The organism is Cellulosimicrobium sp. Marseille-Q4280 (genome assembly GCF_943181405.1).
Classification (GTDB): Bacteria; Actinomycetota; Actinomycetes; order Actinomycetales; family Cellulomonadaceae; genus Cellulosimicrobium.
This window is the reverse complement of record NZ_CALPBY010000001.1, coordinates 78672-103591: the sequence shown is the minus strand read 5'-3', so window position 1 is coordinate 103591 and position 24920 is coordinate 78672. Positions and strand designations below refer to the sequence as shown.

General features: G+C 68.3%; 10 protein-coding genes. 8 read left to right on the top strand and 2 right to left on the bottom strand.

The features are described from left to right. Window positions 1-79: 79 nt before the first annotated feature. On the bottom strand, window positions 80-2569 hold the full coding sequence (locus tag NFS20_RS00370) for a HelD family protein (protein ID WP_251149778.1): 2490 nt from the start codon (window positions 2567-2569) through the stop codon (window positions 80-82). A 170-nt stretch (window positions 2570-2739) separates the two neighbouring features. On the opposite strand from NFS20_RS00370, the gene NFS20_RS00365 reads away from it, so the two are divergent. From NFS20_RS00365 to NFS20_RS00355, 3 genes are all read left to right on the top strand, one after another. Next, window positions 2740-3027: a hypothetical protein gene (locus tag NFS20_RS00365; RefSeq protein WP_251149777.1), complete on the top strand. Its 288-nt coding sequence runs from the start codon at window positions 2740-2742 to the stop codon at window positions 3025-3027. 98 nt (window positions 3028-3125) lie between these two features. Continuing rightward, window positions 3126-4268 carry a MerR family transcriptional regulator gene (locus NFS20_RS00360; protein ID WP_251149776.1) on the top strand — a complete coding sequence of 381 codons (1143 nt, stop codon included), beginning with the start codon at window positions 3126-3128 and terminating at the stop codon, window positions 4266-4268. 19 nt (window positions 4269-4287) lie between these two features. Continuing rightward, window positions 4288-5310, top strand: coding sequence for an HNH endonuclease (locus NFS20_RS00355; RefSeq protein ID WP_251149775.1), 1023 nt, complete (start codon window positions 4288-4290; stop codon window positions 5308-5310). Window positions 5311-5457: 147 nt separating this feature from the next. Here NFS20_RS00355 and NFS20_RS00350 read toward each other — a convergent pair whose 3' ends face one another. Next, window positions 5458-6084 carry a hypothetical protein gene (locus NFS20_RS00350; protein WP_251149774.1) on the bottom strand — a complete coding sequence of 209 codons (627 nt, stop codon included), beginning with the start codon at window positions 6082-6084 and terminating at the stop codon, window positions 5458-5460. A gap of 259 nt (window positions 6085-6343) precedes the next feature. On the opposite strand from NFS20_RS00350, the gene NFS20_RS00345 reads away from it, so the two are divergent. The 5 genes from NFS20_RS00345 to NFS20_RS00325 all read left to right on the top strand — a co-directional run bounded on the left by NFS20_RS00345 (window position 6344) and on the right by NFS20_RS00325 (window position 24915). Beyond that, window positions 6344-9391: an SNF2-related protein gene (locus NFS20_RS00345; protein WP_251149773.1), complete on the top strand. Its 3048-nt coding sequence runs from the start codon at window positions 6344-6346 to the stop codon at window positions 9389-9391. Then, on the top strand, window positions 9391-14343 hold the full coding sequence (locus NFS20_RS00340) for a DNA methyltransferase (protein WP_251149772.1): 4953 nt from the start codon (window positions 9391-9393) through the stop codon (window positions 14341-14343). Before NFS20_RS00345 ends, NFS20_RS00340 begins: the two co-directional genes overlap by 1 nt. Window positions 14344-14433: 90 nt before the next feature. After that, a complete protein-coding gene (locus tag NFS20_RS00335) occupies window positions 14434-17205 on the top strand; it encodes a GmrSD restriction endonuclease domain-containing protein (RefSeq protein ID WP_285821085.1) in 2772 nt (923 codons plus the stop codon). A gap of 192 nt (window positions 17206-17397) precedes the next feature. Continuing rightward, on the top strand, window positions 17398-18243 hold the full coding sequence (locus NFS20_RS00330; protein ID WP_251149771.1) for a hypothetical protein: 846 nt from the start codon (window positions 17398-17400) through the stop codon (window positions 18241-18243). 171 nt (window positions 18244-18414) lie between these two features. Continuing rightward, window positions 18415-24915, top strand: coding sequence for a DEAD/DEAH box helicase family protein (locus tag NFS20_RS00325; protein WP_251149770.1), 6501 nt, complete (start codon window positions 18415-18417; stop codon window positions 24913-24915). Window positions 24916-24920 lie beyond the last annotated feature (5 nt).

Below are 24920 nucleotides of genomic sequence, written 5' to 3'. Positions count from 1 at the left end.
GTGAGCTGCCGGTGGGCGGGCAACCGATGTGCCAGCTTAGCTCCCAATGAGGCTGTTGTCAGACATGTTGGACCAGATGTCAGTCGAGTTGCCGGATTGCCCGCCTGAGTACGGATGCATGGAGCGTCGGTGCGAGCGTCTCTTCGAGCTGCCCCACGACATCAGCGGCTTCTCGATCGACGACCCGCTCTTGACGCTCGCTCAAGCCCGGAGCGCTCGTCGTCGCGCTTCCGACGTGCACGAGGGCGCGATCGAGCACGGCAGCCACGATCGCCGGGGCAACGGTCTCGCGGAGCATCGCCAGGATTTCCCGGGACTCGCTCTCCACGACTGCCTCTTGGCGCGGTGTGAGAAGCAGGTCCTCCGCACGAGGCACCCCATCAGGCCCACGCGACGACGAGCGACCGATCCTGGACCGTTCGTGACGCTTCTCGGCGACTGTTGACGAGTCCACGGCATCACTGTCACCGCCCGACGCGTCCATCTCAACGTCAGCGAAGTGCGCATGCGCAGTCTCCGCATCGTCCCGTCCCTGACCCGGTGGCAAGAGCTCGACAGGAAGTTCACCCGACGAATAAACGATGTCGAGGTGCGCCGTGGTGCGTGTAAGAGCGACGAACAGCATCCGCAGACCCTGCGGGCCTGCCTCGACGATCCCGCTCGGATCCACGACCACGACGGAGTCGAACTCCAGCCCTTTCGAGGCCACGGGACTGACAAGGTTGATGGCGCTGCTCAACCCTCCAGCGTCAACGTCCTGCCAGTTGATGCTCCGGCGGCGCATCGTGGACTCGACCATCGCCCGACTCCTGTCAGGGCAGATCACACCGACGAACCGACCGCGCGACGAGTGCTCCTGCACGACGTCTGCGACGCGCATCCCGATATCTTCCGGGTCGTCGACCTCGACGAAACGGGGCCCCTGCTCTACGTCTCGGACGACTCTGGGCATGGGGACATCGGGCGCCGCATGAGGGAGCAGGCGGGCCGCTACATCCATCACCGATCTGGGCACGCGGTATCCGATATCGAGATACTCGATGTCCTTGGGGAGGCTCGTCTCGACAAGGTCGAACACGTCGCTCCAGCTGTCTCGCGCCCAGTGGCCGGTGGACTGCGCGATGTCTCCGACCATCGTCATGGCACCGTCGCGCGATCGACGGGCAACGGCACGGACCTGCATCGGCGACAGATCCTGCGCCTCGTCGACGACGATGTGTGCGAATCGCGCCGGCGGGATGTCACCCATCTGCGCGGCGACCTCATCCAGCATGAAGAGGTCCTCGCTGGACCACTGCTGGTCAGCGACCCTCGAGCCGACCGAGCGCTGCAGAAGAGCAACCTCTTCAGCGAGGAGAACCGAACCGGCGGCAGCAATCAGTCGAGGGAACGAACCGTAGAGGCTGGCGAGGAACGCCCTGGGGGACATGGTGGGCCAGATCCGCGCGACTGCGGCCTCGACCTCGGTTCCATCGATCCTCATCGCGATGTCGCCACGTACCGGTACGCGGGCAGCAGCGGCTGCTTCCCGCGCGCGCACGACAAGGACGTTCTTCAACGCCTCCCGGAACCGGGAGCGGTCTTCAACCAGAGGACCTCCGACCGATCGGCCGATCGCCTCCGACACCTCACCAGCGTCAATCGTGACAGGACCGACTCCGGAGACCGTGAACGTCACCCCATCCTCTGGTGCCCGGACCCGATCACGCAGAGCGCGCGAGACAAATCCGACCATGCGCACGTCACCTTTGAGTCGCGCAGCGTCCGGGGTGTCCTTGTACGACGGCCGAGCATCACCGAGCATCTGCGCGAGGTCTGTGACCCTCACCTTGTCATCGCCGAGCTCAGGCATCACTCGGCCGATATATCGGGCGAAGGTCTTGCTCGGCCCCACGACGAGGACGTCGTCCGGGGTGAGGGACCGCTGCTGGAAAAGTATGACTGAGAGGCGGTGAAGGGCGACGGCTGTCTTCCCGGTGCCCGGACCTCCCTGGATCACAAGAAGTCTGTCGGCATCGGATCCGATGAGTGCTGCCTGAGCCGCCTGGATCGTCTCGACGATCTTCCGCATCTCGGGCTCTCGCGCGCTGCTGAGGACGTCCTGAAGCATCGCGTCGACCTTGGCAACTCCGAGGTCGCTGTCATCCAGATCGGCCACGGTCTGGGCGAGCTCCGCAAGGATCTGGTCGCCGATGGAGTCGATGACATTCGTCGGAAGGCATGCGAAATTCCGCAGACGCGCCACTCCACGTGCGTCATCAACTGTGGCGCTCCTCAGTTCTAGCGCGACGTCGGACTTCCAAGAGATGACGTAGAGTTCGCCGCCATCCTGGACTGGAGCGTTGCCTACGTAGTGACAACCGCCGTCGAGAGTATCGATCCGGAGAAAGGCAGCAGGGTCAGATGGCTTGCCCAGCGTCTGGTCGGCGTCGGAATTGCGCTTCATCCCAGTACGGGCCTTGGTGTCTGCTGCGGCGACGTAGGCCCCTGCGCGAAACTGGCGCTTCCGCTCTCGGATCTCGTACACGTCGTCGAAGTAGGACTGCTCGACGTCGCGGGTCGAGTCCATCTCAGGGATCGTCAGGGCCACTCTCGCCTCCGGGCAACTTGCACAGCGTGCCTGGAGCCTACCCGCGGGCACCGACGTAGAGGGCTGCGGACTGTGCGGATGCAGTAGATTCCGGCAGGTGTGCAGCCGCCGTAGGGAGACAGGTGTGCAGCCGTCGTAGGGAGACCGGCGTGAAGAAGGAAGAAATCGTTCGTGACATCGCACTGGCCATCGGCGTGGACGCGCCGACGATGTCTTCAGGATCGACCGAACCTCGCCGGATCTTCGAGCTCGTCGACGAGCGCCTCGGCCTCGGTCTCGAGGCCCGCACCAAGCATGATCTCGCGCGTGCCATCGTGGAGATCGCTGGCGGCACGTGGTCTAGCTCGTACACGTCGAGAGGGTCTACCGTGACACGGGAGGGGCTGGCCGCAGTCCTCACCGCGGTCCAGCGGTTGACCGCGACCACGAGCCAGTGAGTCGCACCTGCCGCATCTCGGATGCGGGTATGTTCTGATCCTGACGGGACCGGTCGACGGGCGACCGGGCTGAGCGCGATTTGCGGAGCATCCATTTCATGTCTACCGACGTCCGTACTGCCATGGCCGGCAACACCACGCATATCGGCCTGGACCGACTTCGTCTCGATGAACGCAACCCACGACTACCCGAGCGGTTGCGCGGCTCAGACCAAGCTACGCTCGCGGCGTACCTGGAGAAGACAGCGGACGCCTTCCAGATCGCCGAGTCGATCGTTGACAACGGGTACTTCGGGACTGAGCACATCGTCGTGATGCAACACCCGAGCGACAAAGACACGTTCGTCGTGCTCGAGGGCAATCGGCGTGTCACCGCGCTTCTCGGGCTGAGCGATGAGGCGTTCCGGCTCGCCTTCTCGAAGCCGGCCCGATGGCACTCGATCGCTGCACAAGGCGGCATCTCCACGACGTCACTGGTCCCCACCGTCATCGTCTCGAGCCGGGAGGAAGCCGCCCCGATGATCGGCTTCCGCCACTTCACCGGAATCAAGAAGTGGCGCGCGTTCGAGCAAGCGCGCTACGTGAAGTACCTCGTCGAGGACGAGGGGATGACGATCCGGAACGCTGCAAAACTGATGGGCGCGAGCAGCGTCAAGGTCGGGAATGCCTACAGAAACTTGGAGATCCTCGAGCAGGCGCGGAACTTGCCTGGGGTTCCGACAGAGACGGTCGCCGCGGCTGAGGACGAGTTCTCGCTGATCACCGTAGCGATGGCCAACGGTGCGCTCCGGGAGCATGTCGGTGCCCCGCTGGCTTCGCAGCTCAAGGTGGGCGAGCCACCCGTGCCTCACGAGCGTACGCCTGAGCTCGAGGAACTCATCGGATGGATCTTCGGCGCCGGGGATGCAAGGCCCCCCGTCGTGAAAGAATCTCGTGAGATCGGCACCCTTGCTGACGTCGTCGCCGATGCCGCCGGCCGGGCGGCTCTTCGGCAGTCTCGCGACCTCGCCCACGCCAAGCAAGCCGTGCAGGAGGCGCACGAGGCCGAGCACGGGAACGAGGCGCTGGCGGTGGGTCGCCAGATCAACTCGTCGGTCCGCATTCTCGAGAGCCTCGAGAAGCGCCTCCGGGGCATGTCCGACGCGGACAGGGCCAAGCTCCGCAACGAGGCCGCCTCACTCCTGCACCTCGCCCAACGCATCAGCAGCACGGTCGAGCGTTCTACGGCTCGGGTTCGCTGACACAAGAACAGGCACACGCATGCCCGCGTCGACCGCCGACTATCTCGACCTGACGACTGCGAAAGCAGCCCAGCAATGGCGCGCGATCCTCGAACGCAGCTGGCCTTCAGGTCGCAATCAGGTCGATTACCTCCCGATCGAGACGCTTCTGTGTCTGGCCGGCATGTTCGTGGTCGAGCACTCGCGATACGGCAGTGGAAGCGCCCACAGGGCACCCGAACCGGTCCAGTCGCTCGCACAGCTCTTCAAGCGTCGGCCCACGAGCATCATTGCCAAGATGAACAACCTTCACGGTTCTCGCTCTCACGGCGCCCGCAACGATCTCATCGTCGGCTCGGTGCTTCGAACCAACCTTCAGGCGATGAGCCATATATATCGAGTCATCTTGGGCGCCGCCCGCACGGTCGGCGTCGACCGAGATTCGCTGCCCGACTTCCTCGGTCTGGAGACCGGTGGCGAAGTCGAGCTCCTCGGCCAGGACGAGCTCGACGTCGCCGCCCTGGAGTCCGTCGTCGAGCGGGAGATCCATCGCTGGGTCGTCAAGGACGTCGAGGAACAGGTGACAGAACGCCTCATGCTCGCGTCGCTCCGCATCGGCCAGCATCGTTTCGCGCGTTCGGTCTTGACTTCGTGGGCGTATGAGTGTGCCTTCTGCGGCTTCTCCCTAGGAGTCGAATCGGGTCCGACGCTTCTTCGCGCGAGCCACATCAAGCCGTGGAGAAACTCGGACGGCAGGGAGCGGCTCGACGTCGCGAACGGGTACGCCGCATGCGCAGCCCACGATTCTGCTTTCGACGCCGGCTTGCTGACCGTGACCGATGAGTTGGAAGTCCTCGTCTCCCACCGGTTGGACCGAGCCATTGCCAACAACGCCGCCGTGAGAACGTACTTCGCCGAACCTCATCTTAAGAAGCGACTGCACGAACCGGTCCAGGGCTTGCATCCCCGGGCGAAGTACCTCGGATGGCACCGCTCGCATGTCTTCGAGGCAGGACCGCCGGAACCGGTCCGATCGAACATGCCGCGACGAGCGGAGGCGTAGGCTCGCGGGGAATCACATCGGCTGTGGCAAGCCCCGGGGTTTGGCGGCAGCGTATATCAGCACGAACGCCCCCCGTATTCCCGAGCTTGACACCGGGGCATCGCTCGGCTGAAAGTCCAGACCGCGCTTGCGATGGGGCGGCCACGATCACTGGGAGTTGAGCTGTTGCTCGTACTCCCTTGCGGAGTCCATAACTTCTTCCTCAGTGACGTAGTCGTCCCATTCCCTCAGGTATGGGCGGACGTCCTCCGTGCCGTTCGTGCAGAGGACGTCGTCGTGCCAGTCGTCGTTGAAGGTCGGCGAATATCCGCACGACCATGACCCGATGAGTTCGACTCCCCCCAAGGTGTCGGGCGCACACAGACCATCCCGCCGTGCAAGGTCGATCGCGACGGGGTCGACGCCGTAGGCCGCGTAGTCCGAGCAGACACCACCGGCGCCCGCCTGCGCGAAGCCGTCGATGGACGCGTAGTCGGCGAAGATGCCGTACTCGGACGGGCAGCCATCCCCTAGCGCATCCAGCTCGACGTCGACAGCACCGCTCGTCTCGCCGTCACGCACACGGGCGATGATGCTGTCCAGGAGCGACGTACAGGACTGCGAGGCTGCATGGGATCCCGCTGCGCCCGGCGAGTAGGCGTTCGGTTCGTTCGTCGAGTAGGTGTTCGCAGCGCAGCCGGTGAGCAGTGACGCGCAGCACAGCGCACCCCACGTGCCGTTGAAGAGATGGATGCGCTGCTCACGCCGAGCAGTCGTCACGTGGGCGTGAGCCACGACCAGGCCCTCCTCAGAGAGATCACCTTGAGCGGGCTGACATTATCTGCTGGTTTGGCCCAGAGGATGGCGAACGGCAAAATTCACCCACAAGGACGGGGGTTCGCCGACCCGTCCCTCGTTACCTTCAGGGACTGGCATGTCCTGCTCCACCGTCGGGTGAGGACAGCACGTGCTCGGTCCAAGAGATGATGACCGGAGCGATTGTGTGGATCGCCGGACCCCACGCAGCCACACATAAGGACTGAAGGGAAGGCACGTGACAGCAGCGACGGAGTCACGGACGGAGTTCAACGCGGCCCCCGGGTCGACGGTGGTCGTCCGCGACGAGGAGTGGCTCGTCACGCAGGTGGAGCCGACGACGGACGGTCATTTCGTCCACGTCGTCGGGCTCTCGGAGCTCGTCCGCGACACAGAGGCCATCTTCTCGACGGCGATCGACGACGTCGTGGTCGCGGACCCGGCGGAGACGACCGTCGTCGCGGACGGTTCCCCCCGTTACCGCGAGTCGCGGCTGTGGCTCGAGGCGATGCTGCGCAAGACGCCGGTCCCGATCGCCGAGGACTCGCTCACCACCGCCCACCGCGCCCTCGCGGACCCGCTGCCGTACCAGTTCGCCGCGGTGCGCAAGGCGCTGGACCCGGACAACCTGCGCCCGCGCATCCTGCTGGCCGACGCGGTGGGTCTGGGCAAGACGCTCGAGATCGGCATGATCCTCTCGGAGCTCGCCCGGCGAGGCCGCGGCGAGCGCATCCTCGTCGTCACCCCCAAGCACGTGCTCGAGCAGATGCAGTTCGAGCTGTGGACCCGGTTCGCACTGCCTTTCGTCCGCCTCGACAGCACCGGGATCCAGCGCATCCGCCAGAAGCTGCCGGCGAACCGCAACCCGTTCGCGTACTTCAAGCGGGTCATCATCTCGATCGACACGCTGAAGTCCGACAAGTACGTGGCGCACCTGCGCAAGCACCGGTGGGACGCCGTCGTCATCGACGAGTCGCACAACGTCACGAACTCGTCGACGCAGAACTTCCGCCTCGCGACGATGCTCTCCCGCCAGACCGACGCCATGATCCTGGCGAGCGCGACCCCGCACAACGGCGACCCGAAGTCGTTCGCCGCGCTGGTCCGCATGCTCGAGCCGTCGGCGGTGAAGCCGGACGGCGTCGAGCTGGACGAGGAGCAGGTGAAGCGGCTGATCGTCCGCCGCCACCGCCACTCTCCCGAGGTCGCGTCCGTCGTCGGCTCGGACTGGGCGGAGCGCAAGGAACCGCAGAACACCCTCGTCAAGCCGTCACCGATCGAGGAGGAGATCGCGGTCGAGCTGGAGCGCACGTGGCTCTGGCCGGCGGGCGGCGCCAGCCCGTACTCGGGCAAGGGCGGAGCAACACTCTTCCCGTGGACGCTCGCCAAGGCGTTCCTGTCCTCCCCCGCCGCGCTGGAGGAGTCGGTCCGCAAGCGGCTTCGCGTCCTCGAGGGTGGCCGCGAGGAGTCCGACGACGAGGACTCGCTCGTCGCACCCGACAGCGCCGAGCAGATGCCCGACGTCGACGCGCACCTTCCCGGCATCGGGTCACCCGATCCCGCCTCCCCCGTACGCAGGGCATCGGCGGGCACCGGCTCCCGCGCCGACGAGCGTGCCGCGTTGACGCGCCTGCACGAGCTCGCCGTGCGATCGACGTCCGAGCCTTCGGCGAAGTACGAGGCGCTGCTCGCCCACCTGCGCGGCATCGGCGTCCGCAAGGGCGCGGAGATGCGGGCCGTGGTCTTCGCCGAACGCGTGGCCACGCTGGGCTGGCTGCAGGCGAAGCTCGTGAAAGACCTCGGCCTGACCGACGAGAACGTCGTCGTGCTGCACGGCGGGCTGTCCGACGTCGACCAGCAGGAGATCGTCGAGTCGTTCAAGCTGGCGTCCTCCCCCATCCGCGTGCTGGTGACGGGCGACGTGGCGTCCGAGGGCGTGAACCTGCACAGCCACTGCCACCACCTGGTGCATTACGACATTCCCTGGTCGCTCATCCGCATCGAGCAGCGCAACGGCCGCATCGACCGCTACGGACAGAAGGATGCACCGCAGATCACCACGCTGCTGCTGGACCCGCAGACGACGACCCGGTTCGGCGGCGACATCCGCGTCCTGACCCGCCTGGTGGACCGCGAGCACCACGCGCACACCGCGCTCGGAGACACGGCGTCGCTCATGGGCGAGTACTCGGTCAAGGCCGAGGAACGCGCGATCGCGGACGTGCTGCGGCGGGCGAAGCCGCTGGAGAGCGTGGTCAAGGAGGTCGAGGAGGTCGTCGCCGACGACGGCCCCGCGGGCCTCCTGGCACGCATGATGAATCTCGGCGCCACGAGCTCAGCCGCGCCGGCGCCGGGGCAGCAGCCACCCGCCGGACCGGAGACCGGCGGTCGCACGGGCGTCTACGACGACGAGCTGACGTTCCTGGAGGACGCGCTCACCCAGATCTACACGACGCCCGGCCAGGAGCCGACGAACGGTGTCGCGTGGAAGACGTTCCCGCACCAGTCGATCGCCTCGCTCAAGCCCCCGCGCGACCTGCAGCAGCGCCTCGAGGTCCTGCCGCAGTCGTACCTCGCCGACCGGCACGTCACCGAGACGCTGCGCCTGGCGACGTCGTTGGCGCAGGGCAAGCAGGAGCTGACGAACGCCAAGAGCGCGGAGTCCCGGTCCACCTGGCCGGAGGCACACTTCCTCGGCCCGCTGCACCCGATCGTCGACTGGGCCTCCGACCGAGCGCTCGCGTCGCTGGGCCGCAACCAGGTGTTCGCCGTGCGCGGTGACGTCGAGGACCTGACAGTCCTGGTGCAGGTCGCGCTGTACAACGCGCGGGGGCAGGTCGTCGCGACGTCGTACCAGACGGTCGCGTTCCCCAACCAGGACAGCCCGTCGTTCGGGCTGGTGACCAAGCACGGGTCCGCGCCCGACGCCGTCGCGCACCTGGCCGTCAGCGTCACCAACACCGGCGCGATCGACGGCGCCGAGTCGTTCCAGCCGTTCGTCCGGCAGGCGGTCCGGTCGGCGGAGGTCGCCGTCGGCGACCAGATCGCGTCGATCGAGACCGAGACCCAGCAGCGCGTCGAGGCGTGGCTCAAGCGCAGCCAGCACTGGCGCATGGAGGCCTCCGCGCTCATGAGCCGCGAGGCCGCGGCCGCCAAGGTGGGCATCACGAACCGCCAGTCGGACATCGACGAGGAGTCGCGCCTGGCGCGCGAGATGGCGCCGCAGCGAACGCTGCTGAGGCCGCTGCTCGTCGTCGTCCCGAACCACACCGAGGAGAACCACTGATGGCCGCGAGCGACGCGATCGTCGTCGGCGAGGACTGGATCAGCGAGCACTACTTCGGCACGGACGGCAAGCAGTCGTTCCGCACGCAGGTGCTCGAGCGCCGCAAGGCGTGGGACGACGCCGCGAAGGAGGGTGAGCAGACGACGCGCGCCCGGTTCGTGGGCGCGCGCGCGAACCTGCTGTCCACGCTGGCGGGCCTCGGCGAGGCGGGCGGCCGGTTCGCCGTGCTGCCCGATCTGTACGCCGAACTGCGCGAGGTGCTCGGGTACTCGACGATCGCGCTGCAGTCCAAGCGCGTCGGGCCGGTCGAGTGGATCCACGCGACCGGCCTGGAGGCCGCCGCGCCGCTCGTGATCGTCGAGGCCGTCGCAGTCAAGGATGTCGAGTCGCTGCTGGTCAAGGGTGACCCCGCCAAGCCGGCCCGCCGCGACCGGACGCTGCTGGAGCCGTACGACGTCGACGAGAAGACGCAGATCCACTCGGTGGCGCGGCTGCTGTCCTACCTGTTCGTGCAGGACGACGCCCCGGAGTTCGCGCTCGTGCTGGCGGGCGGGTGGATGCTCGTCGCGGAGAAGACCCGCTGGGCAGAGGGCCGTTACCTCGCCGTCGACGTGCAGCTCGTGGCCGAGCGCGCGGACGACAGGCGCGGTGGCGAGACGGACACTGCGCTGACGTGCGTCGAGGCGGCGTCGCTCGCCCCGGACCCGGAGGGCAACCTCTGGTGGCCAGGCGTCCTCGACGAGTCGGTGAAGCACACCGTCGGGGTGTCGAAGGACCTGCGCGAGGGCGTGCGGCTGTCCATCGAGATCATCGCCAACGAGGTGGTGCGTCGCCGCGCCGCGCAGGGGCTGGAGCCGCTGCCGCAGGCGGAGGCGCAGGAACTCGCGCGGCACGCGCTGCGCTACCTCTACCGCATCCTCTTCCTGCTGTTCGCGGAGGCCTCGCCGGAGCTCGGCGTGCTGCCTGTCGGCGACCCGACGTACGAGCAGGGGTACAGCCTCGACCGACTGCGCGAGCTGACGCTCGTGGAGATCGCCGGGCCGCGCTCCGAGCACGGCACGCACCTGTACCAGTCGCTGAGCACGCTCTTTGCGCTCGTCGACTCCGGGCACGACGGCGCGGCGGGCGCCGCACGCGGCGAGCGGGTCGACGGCGAGGTGCAGCGCGTCGACGACGGCGCGGACGGCCTGACGTTCCAGCCGCTCAAGGCCGACCTGTTCCTGCCGAAGGCGACCGCGCACATCGACGCCGTCGGGCTGGGTAACGCGGCTCTGCAGCAGGTGCTGCGGCACCTGCTGCTGAGCAAGGAGTCGAAGGGCAAGGACCGCGGGTTCATCTCGTACGCCGAGCTCGGTATCAACCAGCTCGGCGCGGTGTACGAGGGCCTCATGAGCTACACGGGCTTCTTCGCCACCGAGGACCTGCACGAGGTCGCCAAGGACGGGAACTCCGAGAAGGGCTCGTGGGTGGTCCCGGTCGTGAGGTCCCAGTCCATCGCGGCCAAGGACTTCGTCAAGACGCCGGACCCCGTCACGGGCGAGCTCAAGCCGGTCGTCCACGAGCAGGGCACGTTCGTGTTCCGGCTCGCGGGCCGGGAGCGGCAGCAGTCGGCGTCGTACTACACGCCCGAGGTGCTGACCCGGTTCACGGTGTCGCAGGCGTTGGAGGAACTGCTCGACCAGGAGGGCCCGGACGGCGTGCGTCGGACGACGTCCGCCCGGGAGATCCTCGACCTGACCGTGTGCGAGCCGGCCCTCGGGTCGGGTGCGTTCGCGATCGAGGCCGTGCGCCAGCTCGCTACCGAGTACCTCAAGCGCGCCCAGGCGGAGCGCGGCGAGTCGATCGACCCGGACAGGTACGCGGCCGAGCTCCAGAAGGTCAAGGCGTACATCGCCCTGCACCAGGTGTACGGGGTCGACCTCAACGCGACCGCGGTCGAGCTCGCGGAGATCTCCCTGTGGCTCGACACCATGGGCAAGGGCCTGAGCGCACCGTGGTTCGGACTGCACCTCAAGCGCGGCAACTCGCTCATCGGGGCGCGCCGCGCGGTGTTTCGCCGCGACCAGGTGGCCAAGAAGGACTGGCTCAAGGCGATCCCGCGCGACGTGTCTCTCCTGTCTGGGGCGCCTGACTCTGAGGGCTCGGAGCCGGGTGTCGACGGCGGCATCCACCACTTCCTGCTGCCGGCCGAGGGCTGGGGGTCAGCCGTCGAGGCGAAGGAGGCCAAGGAGCTCGCACCCGAGGCGCTGGCCCGCCTCAAGGCGTGGCGCAAGAGCGTGCTCGTGCGCCCGACGGCCGCGCAGGCCAAGGCGCTCGACGACATCGCGCTGCGCGTCGAGCAGCTCTGGGACATCGCGCTGCGCCGGCTCACGATCGCGGAGTCCGAGATCCGTCGGCAGGTCGACGTCTGGGGTGCCGACGACCTCCCTGCCGGTGGGGCCGTGACCCGCGAGCAGATCGAGGCGAGCCTCGCTGACGCGCGCGGGGCGTATCAGCGCCTGCGCCGCATCATGGACGCCTGGTGCGCGCTGTGGTTCTGGCCGCTCACGGACGAGCTGACCACGCGGGTCGACAGTGTGGAGACTGAGGGAGCGGGCACCGAGGTGTCCGACGGCGGCGAGCGCGGTCGCGTCCGGATCGATCCGCCGTCGCTCGGTAAGTGGATCGACGCGCTGCAGAAGCTCGTCGGGGTCACCGTCTCGGCCGCGAGCACCGGCTCCGGCAAGCGCTGGCGCGGCGGCGACCAGACGTTCTCCGACGTGGCCGACTGGAACGAGCTCAACACCGCCGAGGAGCTCGACCTGGGCTTCGCGCAGGCGCTCGACCCCGAGAAAGTGCTCGCGGAGCACCCGTGGCTCCGCGTCTGCGAGAAGGTGGCCGCGCAGCAGGGGTTCTTCCACTGGAAGCTCGACTTCGCGCCGGTGTTCGCTGGGCGCGGCGGGTTCGACCTGCAGGTCGGGAACCCACCGTGGGTGCGGCCGAGGGTGGATCCCGAAGCGCTACTTGCTGAGGGTGATCCGTGGTGGCAACTCAAGGCAACGGCGACGCAAACTGAGATAGCTATACGCCGCAAGGCGACGCTCAGCCTCCCGGGTTTGGTGGAACTTGTGGTGGGTAGCACGGCTGAGGTTCTCACGACGGCGGCTTACGTCAGCGATATCTCCAACTACCCCCTGCTCGCGGGACTCTTTCCCGATCTCTACCGCTGCTTCATGGAGCAGACATGGCGCCACCAGTCGTTGACAGGCGTGACGGCGATGATTCACCTCGAGTCGCACTTCACGGATGAGAAAGCTGGGCCCCTGCGCGCCATGACCTACGAGCGGCTTCGTCGGCACTGGCAGTTCATCAACGAGTTCCAACTCTTTGAGATTCAGAACCAAAAGCGGTACGGCGTCAACGTCTACGCGTCACGTCAGAAGCCCAACTTTTTGCAGGCGGCGTCGCTCTATCACCCGGACACTGTCGAAAGATCGCTCGTGCACGACGGCTCCGGCGAAGAACCGGGAATCAAGGATCCAGACGGCAATTGGGATTTAAGGCCGCACGCGGCCCGCGTTGTCCGCGTGGATGACCATGTGCTCGAAACATGGCGCGACGTCCTGGAAGACGAGGGAACTCCCGCGCGCCAGAGCCGAATGGTCTATGCGGTGAACCGCTCGACAGCGTCGGTGCTGGATAGTCTTGCGGAGGCTCCAAGGATCGGCTCGATCGGACTCGAGTTCTCGCTCGGATGGATGGAGAATGCCGCCACCAAGGCTAAGGGCTATTTTGACTCGGATTGGGGCGCGCCAGAATCCTGGGATGACGCGGTGCTTCAAGGGCCGCACTTGTTCGTAGCAAACCCAGCATTCAAGTCGCCAAACGTGACGATGAAACACCACCGCGACTGGACCGATGTTGATTTGGAGTCGCTGCAGCTTGACGCGATCCTTGCAACTTCGTACAAGCCGCGGGGAGATCGCTCGAAATATGATGCGGCATACACGCACTGGACCCGCGAGGTCATACTTGGCCGAGACGGCAATCCGATCCAGCCCGTGCCCGCCGTAGACGCACGGTGGATTCGCGACGTAGAGACCGCCACCCGCTCGGACGGCACGACCGTCCGCACTGAGTCGGTGGCCGCGCGGGGCTTCTACCGAGTTGCATGGCGCCGGATGGCAGCCAACACAGGCGAGCGAACGCTGATCCCCGCACTCATCCCGATTGGGGCTGCGCACGTCGACGGAATCTTTTCTGCGGCCGCACCCACCTCTTCCCCTCGGGCCGTAGTACTGCTATCCGCGGGTATGGCGTCACTCGTCCATGACTTCGGCGTTCGGAGCGCGCCAAAGTCTGGTATTTCAGCGCGCACAGTCAACCGTCTTCCCTCAGTGGACGGGGCGTTCGCTGGGGAACTCGTCTTGCGATCGCTCCGCCTCAACTGCGTGACCGACGCCTACGCCGACCTCTGGGCCGACTGCTTCGACCACGCGTTCGCCGACGACTCCTGGACCGGGCTGCCCGAGCGCTCCGGGTTCGTGGACCTCGGCGATGTGGGGCCGGCCTGGACGCCGGAGACGCCGCTGCGTCGTGCGGAGGACCGCCGCCAGGCGCTCCTGGAGATCGACGCGCTGGTCGCCCTGTCCCTGGGCCTCACGGCGGACGAGCTCTGCACGATCTACCGCACGCAGTTCCCGGTGCTCTACGGCTACGACCGCAGCCGCGACCACTTCGACGCCAACGGCCGCATCGTGCCCAACACCGTCCTGACGCTCTGGCGCAAGCGGGGCGGCAACGACGGCCGCTACACGGACGAGGAGCTCACCTCGACGCACCCGGCCAGCGGCGTCGACTACCTCTACGAGTTCCCGTTCGAGACCCTCGACCGCGAGGCCCACATGCGCCAGGCCTACGCCGAGTTCGAGCGCCGCCTCGCCGCACGAGCAAAGCCTGCCGCTCCGGAGTAGACGCTGGCTGACGCGCACCTGTCAGCAGATTCGCACCCCCAGCAAGATCCACCGCCGTCGCCACCACCACGAAGGACGAGGAACGCGAGAGTGGAAACGAACGTCCGGACCCCGCAGCAGATCTTCATCCAGCCGCAGCAGATCATGGTCCCGCTCTTCCAACGCCCCTACGTGTGGGAGGAGGAGGACCAGTGGGAGCCGCTGTGGCAGGACATCGTCCGGATCGCGTCGATCCGGCACAGCGGCTCGACCGGGGCGAGCCACTTCCTGGGAGCGGTCGTCGTCCAGGCGGAAGAGTCAGCGATGGGAAACCTCATCGTGCGGAACGTCATCGACGGCCAGCAGCGGCTGACCACGTTGCAGCTCCTCATGGATGCCGCAGGTGCTGCCTTTGAGGAACGCGGGCTCGACCGGTACAGCACCCAGCTCGAAGCGTTGACCCACAACAACCCGGCGTTCGTGGACGACGAGGAGCAACGACTCAAGGTGCGGCACACGAACCGCGACCGCGCGGCGTTCGACGACGTCATGAACGCGGAGCCGCCGGTTACCCACGACACCCTGCCGCACGCGTCGTCGCGCATCACGGCAGCGCACGCCTACTTCGCGCGCTGTGTCGGCGAGTGGCTGGACGACGACGGCGACGTCAGTGCGGATACCCGGCCCGACGACCTCGGGCGGCGTGCCGAGCTCCTGGCCGGCGCGCTCTCGAACGGAATTCAGTTCGTCGTCATCGACCTGCAGTCGAACGAGGATTCCCAGGCGATCTTCGAGACCCTCAACGCTCGCGGTACGCCCTTGACGGCAGCCGACCTGGTCAAGAACCTCGTGTTCCAACGTCTTGCGAAGGAGGGTGCAGACGCGCGATCGGCGTACCGGGACGTATGGCCATTCGACTCCGCGTTCTGGGACTCCGAGATCACGGTCGGGCGGGCGACGTCGACGCACGCGGCCCTGTTCATCAACCAGTGGCTCGCCGCGACGGTCGCCGAGGAGGTGCGCCCGCGAGCGACGTTCACGCGCTTCAAGCACTACATGGAGCACGAGGCCGGGCGCCCGATGCTGGACGTCCTCACGGACATGCGCGCTCAGGCCGAGCTCTACGAGCGCTGGACCCGCGCCGTCGGAGACACCCGCCGCAGCCTCGACCCGGTCGAGATGTGCATGTATCGGTCGCGCGCCATCGGATCGGCGGCGCTGACTCCGATCCTGCTCCGGCTGCACCCCGTGGACGGCGCTCTGCCGGATGACGTCGTGATCGGCGTCGTCCGACTCGTCGAGAGCTGGCTCGTGCGACGCACGCTGCTACGGCTCACCTCGACGTCACTGGGACGTGCCGTCGCCGAGATCCTCCGAGCGATGCGAGGCGTGCCCGCAGAGGACCTCGTCCAACGCGTTGAGGACACCCTCCGGTCCTTCCGGGTCACCTCCACGTACTGGCCGGGCGACGCCGAGATCCGCGACGTCTTCGAGGAGGAGCGGGCCTACCGGCGCTTCTCGCGGACAAGGCTGAGGATGTTCCTCGAGGCCGCCGAGAACCATTTGCGGGGCGAGTACGACGCGCAGCAGGTGCCGCGTGGCTCGTACCCGATCGAGCACCTGCTCCCGCAGTCCTGGGAGAAGAAGTGGCCCGTCGACAGCCTTGAGGAAGAGATCGCGCGCAACGCCCACGTGCACCGGCTGGGCAACCTCACGCTCCTGACGAGCAAGCTCAACTCGTCGGCGTCTAACGCCGCCTGGCTCGGCCGCGGAGGCAAGCGCACGAAGATCGCCCAGCACGACGTCCTGCTGCTCAACAGCCGTCTGCTGACGATGAGCGAGTCCGGCTGGGACGAGGAGCACATCGACGTCCGGACCCAGATGCTCCTCGACGGACTGCTCACGGTGTGGCCGGTACCGGCGGAGCACACGGGCGAGGTCACGGACGCCCGGACGAGCGGTCAGGTGAGCGTCACGGTGGCCGAGCTGGTCCGCGCCGGGATGATCGCCGCGGGCACGGTGCTGCGTCCGCGGCCAGGGACCTGGCAGGCCAAGACGGCCGTGGTTGCCGAGTCCGGTCAGATCGTCGTGGAAGGGCAGTCGTTCGACAGCCCGTCCCGCGCCGGCCGCCACGTACGCGGCGGTGTCACCAACGGCTGGACGTTCTGGTCGCTGGAGGACGGGCGGCGGCTCGCGGACATCCGTCAGCTGTACCGCCCGGAAGCACCGTCGGCCTCCGACGAGACTGCGCCCCATTGGGACCCTGAGACGGATGTCGACGACGCTGCGGGGTACTGGGCGGAGATCGGCGAACGGGCACGAAGCATCTTTGCCGCACTTGTCGCGGCCGCTCCGGAGCCGGTTCCAGCGCCCGTCCTCGCCGAACGTGTGGGCGAGGAGAGCGTCCGGTCGCTGGCAGGAGCGTTGGCGTTCACGGACCGGGCTGCGGCGAAGCGCGGGCACCGCATGCCATCGCGCTTCATCGGAGGTAACCCCAGCTCGTACTGGATGGACGAGTCAACCGCTGAGACCTTCACAGCCGTCATTGCTGCCGAGGACGAGGAGCAGGCGGAGCTTACTGAGCTCTCGGACGAATGGGCCGAGGCGATCCGATCCGGTACGGAAGAGGAAGCAGCGCTGCTCCGGGCACTGGCCGACGTGGACGCCCTCCCGGTGCCGAGGGTCGGTGACGAGCTCGTCGAGGGAATCCCCGTGTCGCTGTCATGGCCGGACCTCGGGTTGACGACAACCGTGGATACCCTCCCCACCGCGGACCGGGAACTGATCGAGTCGTCCGGATGGGTCCTGGTGCCGTTCGATGCGGACTCGGTGGAGCGGGCCGTCAACGCCGCCGTCGCGGGCAAGGGTGTCCCCAGCGCATGACGAGCCGAGAGCGCCAGGCTCGCAGGAGCGGTTGGTGCGCTCACACGCTTGGGGAAGGTCATGCGCAACGAGCGGGTGAAATCACTCCGGACGTCGCTGGGACGTAGCCGACTTGTGTAGGTTCGACCCACACCTCGCGATATGACCTTCCGTCCATCCGAAACTCGACTTCAAAGTTGGTAGATCATCGCCATGTCAGCGAACCAGCAAGTGGCACAGAACGGATTCGGATTCGCGCAGCTGCTCGAGGCTGCGGCGAAGCTCCCGGGCGTGCGGATAGACAGGGCTGACTATCTCCGGAAGGCTCTGCAGCGACACTGCACGGAGGACCAGGTCAGTCGTGCCATCGCAGAGAGCCCAGCGGCCGCTGGCATCCCTCTGGAGGTGATTCGCGAAGCGGCGGACTCCTCGATCAGGTTTGAGACGAGCAAGGTGACCGCACTCTCCGCCGCGGCCGGGATTCCCGGGGGCTGGGCGCTGCTGGGTTCTGTGCCAGCGGACCTGGCGCAGTTCATGGGCCACTTGCTCCGCGTCACGCAGAAACTTGCGTACATCTACAGCTGGCCGGATCTCTTTGAGAACAGCGGTGAGGACCTTGACGAAGCCACCGAGAGCCTGCTGACGCTCTTCATCGGCGTCATGTTCGGGGTATCGGTGGCACAGGCTGGCGTGACGAAGGTCGCCGAGATGATGGCGGCTCAAGCAGTGAAGAAGCTGCCGCAGAAGGCGCTCACCAAGGGCATCATCTACCCCACCGTCAAGAATGTCGCCGGGCTACTGGGCGTGGCGATGACCAAGAAGACCTTCGCGAGCGGTGTCGCCAAAGCGATCCCTGTCGCGGGTGCACTTCTCTCCGGGGGGCTGACTCTCGCCACCTTCCTCCCGATGTCGAGGCGGCTGCAGCGGCACCTCGCAAGTCTGGAACTGACGAAACCGGGCCTGCGCGCGCCGAACGAAGACCGGGGAGACGACGAACTGCAACGCGACGAAGCCGACGAGGACCAACCGCGGGACCTCTACGCTCCGCACACCTCCTGAAGGGGCTTCCACCAAGATGTGTGGCCCGTCATTCCCACAAGGCGCGGAGGCTTCTGTGCGGGGTTGCGCGTTCGCCAGTCGGGCGTGCGAGCTCTTCCAGTTGGATGGGGAATCGCTGTCCGGTCTCGTTCAGCTTGGAAGCGTGCCGCACGAATCTGAAACGATGCCGACGTGACCGAGCTCCTCCCCGTATCCCAGGCCGATTCGCTGCGCGCGGCGCTGCTCGAGTACCTGGGCACGACGTTCGCCCTGGCCGACGCCAGCACGCGCGCGTCGCTCGAGGACTTCCTGCGCTCGCCTCAGACAGGCCTGTTTCGCGGCCCGTACGTGCGGCTGCGCCTCCCGTTCCGCCCCGCGGACGACGGCTGGCGCGACTCGCTCGACTGGTACGGCGGCTACCCGTCGCCCTACGGCCACCAGGCCGCAGCGTTCCAGCGGCTGTCGTCGCTCGCGCCGGACGGCGGGCTGCGCCGCCCGCAGCCCACCCTGGTCACGACGGGCACTGGCTCGGGCAAGACGGAGTCGTTCCTCTACCCGATCCTCGACCACGTGCTGCGGGCCAAGCGCGCGGGCCTTGGCGGTATCAAGGCGGTCATCCTCTACCCGATGAACGCGCTGGCCAACGACCAGGCGAAGCGCCTCACAGAACTACTCACCAGGAACTCCGAGCTCGGCGGCGTTACCGCCTCGCTCTACACCGGTCAGCAGGTTGGCACTCGCTCGAAGGTCAGCACCGCCGGCCTGATCACCGACCGCGCGATCATCCGCGACACACCGCCCGACATCCTCCTGACCAACTACAAGATGCTCGACCAGCTGCTGCTCCGCCACGCGGACGCGAAGCTGTGGTCCGCGAGCGCCCGCTCCCTGCAATACCTGGTGCTCGACGAGTTCCACACCTACGACGGCGCGCAGGGCACCGACGTCGCCATGCTCATCCGGCGCCTAGGGCTCGCACTGAAGTCCCACTGGCCCACCGAGCCGGGCGCACTAGCCGACGCCGGGCTGACCGACGCCGACGTCGAACGCCCGCTCGGGATCGTCACGCCCGTCGCGACGTCCGCGACGCTGGGCGACAAGGGCGACCCGACGGCGATGCTGGAGTTTGCCCGCACGGTGTTCGGCGAGGAGTTCGTCGCGGAGTCCGTGGTGACCGAGTCGCGCCTGTCGCTCGACGAGTGGGTCGGCGACGCGGTGACCCGGACCGAGGCGCTCGGGCTGCACCCGGTCGACGTGGACGACGTCGTCGCACGCGCCCTGCTCGCCGACCTCGCCGAGGTTGACCCGACCGACCCCGATGCCCTGACCCGCAGTGTGCTGTCCCACCTGTACCGCGCGGGCTCCGGCGACGCCGGCTACGTCGACCCCGCGTCGCCCCGCCCGGACCTGTCGGGTGACTCGAACGACGACCTCCTGACCCTCGTCAAGGCGCTTCCTCTTGTCTCGGGGCACCACGGCCTGGCCCGGCTCGCGGATCACGCCGTGGACCTGGGCGAGCTCGCCGCCCAAGTGTTCACACCGTCGTCGGACCCGGCCTGGCGTGCCCGCGCCGAGCAGACGCTCACCGCGGTGCTCTCCGCCCTGTCGCACCTGCGCAAGGAGACAGGGCGTGGCGCACTGTCGGTAGACGTGCACCTGTGGACCCGCGAGCTGACGCGCCTGAACCGCACGACCGCGGGCGTCGCCCAGTTCCGCTGGCAGGACGACGGTGTCGTCGTGCAGGACTCCGACGAGGACGAGTCCGGCGACGAGTCACGTGCGTTCCCCGCGCTGTACTGCCGGCACTGCGGCCGATCCGGCTGGGGCGTCGCGCTTGCCCCGACCGGGACCGATCTGGACACGCACGACAACGACATCCGGGGCCGTCACCTGCGCGGGGACGAGCGGTTCCGCGCCCTCGTCCACGCCCCCGCCGAGGGTGAGCGCGCCGAGGGCGGCGAGAAGATCGAGGGCCTGTGGTGGTTCCTCGTCGGGCAGCGCCGCCTCGTCTCCTCACCGCCGGACGGCGAGGACGCCGACCAGGGTGCCCTCCCGGTTCTCGCGCACCCCATGGACGACGCCGGTGCCAAGCCCTCGAAGGACGACGACTGCCCGTCGTGCGGGCAGAAGGACGGCATCCGGTTCCTCGGTTCGGCCATCGCGACGCTGCTGTCGGTGTCGTTGTCCAGCCTGTTCGGCACCGCTGGGCTCGACCCGGCGGAGAAGAAGGCGCTCGTCTTCACCGACTCGGTGCAGGACGCCGCGCACCGCGCCGGGTTCGTGCAGTCCCGCTCGCACGCGCTGACCCTCCGTGCCGTACTGCGCCACGCCGTCGGCGACGATCCCGTCGATCTCGACACACTCGTGGACCGCGTCATCGCCGAGGCCGGGGACGACGCGAAGAAGCGATACCGACTGCTCCCGCCGGACCTCGCGGACCGCGAGAAGTTCGCCCCGTTCTGGAAGGCCACGTCCTGGGCCAGGGTCCACCACACGGTGCGAGGACGCGTGCGCCGCCGCCTGCTGCTCGACGTGCTGCTCGAGCACGGGCTGCGCTCCGCCGTCGGCCGCACGCTCGAGGCGACGGGGACCGTCGTCGCCGAGGTCGAAGCCGATCCCGAGCTGCTGCTCACCACTGCAAGCGCTGCCCTCGACGAGGCCGACCGGCAGGGCGTGCTCGACGGGTTCGCGCCGACCGACGCCGAGCTCCGGGCCTGGGTGCGCGGCGTGCTCGAGCACATGCGCACCCGTGGGGCGATCGACCACGAGTGGTTCAAGAAGTTCCGCGAGGAGGACGGTAACCGCTGGTGGATCACCGGCGGCCGTCGGCGTCACGACGGCATGCCCGGATTCGGCAAGGGGGCCAGCGCGCCGGGGTATCCGCGCGTCGGGGGCGCCGTCATCACCGGAGCCGGCGCGAAGGCACCCGGCGACGACCTCGAGCCCGTCGGTTCATCTCGCGGCTGGTACGCGGCGTGGACGCACAAGTGCCTGCACGTCGACAAGACCGAGGCCGCGACGTTCGCGCGCCTGCTCATGAAGCAGCTCGCGCGCTTCGACCTCGTCGGCACGCTCCTGTCGTCGTCCGGTGCCACGACGTACCACCTCGCTCCCCGGACCGTCACCGTCCAGGCGGCAGGGATGGACGCGCTCGGCTCCGGAGCACTGTGCCTGGAGTGCAGCGACTGCGGTTCGACGGTGCCTGCGACGTCGACCGTTGTCGACCAGCTCGACGGCGCGCCGTGCCTCGTCGCCCGGTGCACCGGGCGCCTGCGCCGGCACACGATCGCCGACAACTTCTACCGCCGGATGTACGAGGACTCCGACCCGGCACGCGTCGTCGCGCGCGAGCACACCAGCATGCTCGAGGACGAGGTCCGGCTGGCGTACGAGACGGCGTTCAAGTCCAGCGACCCCGAACCGGACGCACCGAACGTCCTCGTCGCCACGCCGACGCTGGAGATGGGTATCGACATCGGCGAGCTCTCCGCCGTCATGTTGAGCTCCCTGCCGCGCACCGTCGCGTCCTACCTGCAGCGCGTCGGCCGCGCCGGGCGCTTCACCGGCAACGCGCTCGCGCTCGCGTTCGTCACCGCACGCGGCGACCAGCTCCCGCGGTTCACCGATCCTGGGAGCGTCATCAACGGCGCCGTGCGCCCGCCGGCGACCTACCTCGACGCCGAAGAGATCCTGCGCCGCCAGTACGTCGCGTCCCTCGCCGACGAGCTCGCGCGACGGCCCGACGCGCCGCACCCGCGCACCGCCTCCGACGCGCTCGGCAGCAGCGAGCCGGGCACGTTCCTCGGCGAGCTGGTCGCCTTGTCCGAGGCCGAGGGCCCGGCACTGCTCGACCGGTTCCTGAGCGGGTTCGCCGAGATCTCCGACGCCGTGAAGGACAGCCTGCGGGCGTGGGCGCTGCCGTCCGTCGACGCGAGCTCGGGCGAGACCGTCTCCTCCGAGCTGGCCGGACGTGCGCACGCGGCGTCCCAGGCCTGGCGAGCCCGCATGGAGACCCTCGCGTACCGCGAGAAGGAGATCCAGACGGCGATCAACGCCGCCGACGGTCTGCGGATCAAGGCGGAGTCGCCCGCCGCGACGAGCGACGACGAGCGCGCGCTCCGCACAGCGCAGGCCGCGCTCAAGCTCACCCAGTACCAGAAGGCCCTGGCGTCCACCGAGCACTGGGTGGGCGTGCTCGAGGAGCACGGCCTGCTCCCCAACTACACGCTCCTCGACGACTCCGTGTCGCTCGAGGTCGCGCTGTCCTGGGTGGACCCCGACTCCCAGGAGTACCGCACCGAGCACATGGAGCTGAACCGGGGTTCGGCGCAGGCGCTGCGCGACTTTGCGCCCGGCTCCACCTTCTACGCCCGCGGGTACGCCATCGCCATCGACGCGCTCGACCTCGGCCGGGACGACGACGCCGTCCGCACCTGGGCGTGCTGCCCGCGGTGCGGCTACACGCAGGACGTCACGGACTCCACCGCGCCGGGAAGCACCGGCGCGCCGTCGTCGTGCCCGCGGTGCGGCGATCCCGGGATCGCCGACGTCGCGCAGCAGGTCGAGGTGGTCGAGCTCAAGCGCGTCTCGTCCGTCATCCGGCGCGAAGAGGCGACCATCGACGACCGGCACGACGAGCGCGAGCGGGAGCGCTTCACCATCCGGACGCTCGCCGACGTCGACCCGACCGCCGTCACACGCCAGTGGTTCGTCGAGGACTACGGGTTCGGCGCCCGCTACCAGCGGCAGATGACCATCCGGTGGCTCAACCTCGGCAAGGCCTCCGCGCAGGGCGCCACCGTCGAGCTCGCCGGGCACCCGCACGACGTCGCTCTCTTCCGTGTGTGCGAGCAGTGCGGCAAGCTCGACACCTCGACCGGCGCCAACCGCGCGTCCGAGCACCGCCCGTGGTGCCCGCTGCGCAAGGCCAGCAACGAGAAGGTCCGGACGGTCGCGCTCGCGCGGTCCCTCACCACCGAGGGCCTCGTCCTGCGGCTGCCCGAGTCCGTCACCCTCGGCGACGACTTCTCGCTCCCCTCGCTGCGCGCCGCGCTGCTGCTCGCGCTGCGCATCCGGATCGGCGGTGACCCGGACCACCTGGAGGTCACGGACGTCGTCGACCCCAGCCCCGCGGCGGACAGCCCCGCCGAGGCCCTGCTGCTGCACGACGTCGTCCGCGGCGGCACGGGCTACCTCGCCGAGCTCGCCGACCACGAGGCCGTCTGGTCGATGCTGCGCGACGCCTGGCAGCACCTCGAGGAGTGCCCCTGCCAGCACGACGGAAAGCTCGCCTGCGAGCGCTGCTTGCTCCCCCACGCCGCACTGCACCAGGTGGAGCACGTTTCACGGGCCTCCGCGACGCGCCACCTCCGGTCGATCCTGCTCGGCCGGTCGCAGGTCGGTGCCGACGACGAGGTCCCGACCGCGAGCCCGTGGACGGTCACCGTGGACGAGCCGGACGTCGCGGACCCCGAGTCGCACATCGAGCTGCTCTTCCGCAAGGTGCTCCGCGAGCGCCTGGAGAAGATGGGCTCGACCATCACCGAGAAGCCGGGACCGAACGGCAACACGTGGTCCATCACCATGCCCGGTGGCGCGCACTGGCGGCTCGAGCCGCAGGTCCTCGTCGCCCAGGCCGGCACCAAGCCCGACTTCGTGCTGCGCAGCGACCGCCCGGACGTCCCGCCGACGGCGATCTACACCGACGGCTGGCAGTTCCACGCCTCCCCCGCCGTCAACAGGGTCGCGGACGACGCCACCAAGCGGCAGGCGCTGCGCGACCTCGGCTACCAGGTGCTTGCCTTCACGTGGGAGGACCTCGACCGCCAGCACCCGTCCACGGCGGACGTGCCGTGGCTGCACCCCCAGGCGACCGCGGCCGTCCTGAGCGAGGCCAAGGACTCGCTGTCGCCGGCCACCGTCGCGCTCGTGACCCGTCCCGCGCTGGACCTCCTGCTGGACTGGGTCCAGCGTCCGGACCGCGGCGGCCGAGCACAGCTCGCCCGGTGGCTGCCTCTGCTCGTCGCGCCGTCCTTGAACGGCGGCGCGATCTCCGCCGAGATCGGCATGGACCAGGTCACGCTCGACGTGCTCGACGGCGCAGGTCTCCCGCCCGGGACCAAGTTCGGCGGCGTGTGGTCTCAGGGAACGGTCGCGATCGGCGTCCGGTCGTTCGTCGGCGAGTCGTTCGAGATCGCCGTCGTCCTCGACGACGCGCTCGACGCTCTCGCCCACGACGAGAAGACCTCGTGGCGGGAGTGGCTGCGCCTCGCCAACCTGCTGAACTTCCGCGAGGAGCTGCCGCTGCGGATCGTGACGCGGTCGATGCTCACGGGCGCGGAGCCGGCAGTCCAGCCCTCCCTGGCCGAGGCCGAGGAGTCCAGCCGTGTCGAGGCCGAGCTCCGTGAACGGCTGGACGCGTACCCCGACTGGCGTGCTGTGGCGCGGCTCGCCACGGAGGCCGAGCACGATCTGCTGGTCGAGCTCCTCGACCTCGCGGCGTCGGGACTCGGGGCACCGACGATCGGGGACGAGGTGGGCGACGGCGTACCTCTCTCGCTGTCGTGGCCGGACCGTAAGGTGACCGTGCACGTCGACGACCTGGACCACGAGACGATCCGCACCCTCCACGCCGACGGATGGGTCGTCGTCGAACCTGAAGCTGCCGCGCTCCGCGCGGCCCTGACCGCCTGAACCGG

Coding starts and splice junctions, on each gene's coding strand:
- NFS20_RS00370 (WP_251149778.1), bottom strand. CDS start 2,569: ATGGACTCGACCCGCGACGTCGAGCAGTCCTACTTCGACGACGTGTAC.
- NFS20_RS00340 (WP_251149772.1), top strand. CDS start 9,391: ATGGCCGCGAGCGACGCGATCGTCGTCGGCGAGGACTGGATCAGCGAG.
- NFS20_RS00355 (WP_251149775.1), top strand. CDS start 4,288: ATGCCCGCGTCGACCGCCGACTATCTCGACCTGACGACTGCGAAAGCA.
- NFS20_RS00360 (WP_251149776.1), top strand. CDS start 3,126: ATGTCTACCGACGTCCGTACTGCCATGGCCGGCAACACCACGCATATC.
- NFS20_RS00330 (WP_251149771.1), top strand. CDS start 17,398: ATGTCAGCGAACCAGCAAGTGGCACAGAACGGATTCGGATTCGCGCAG.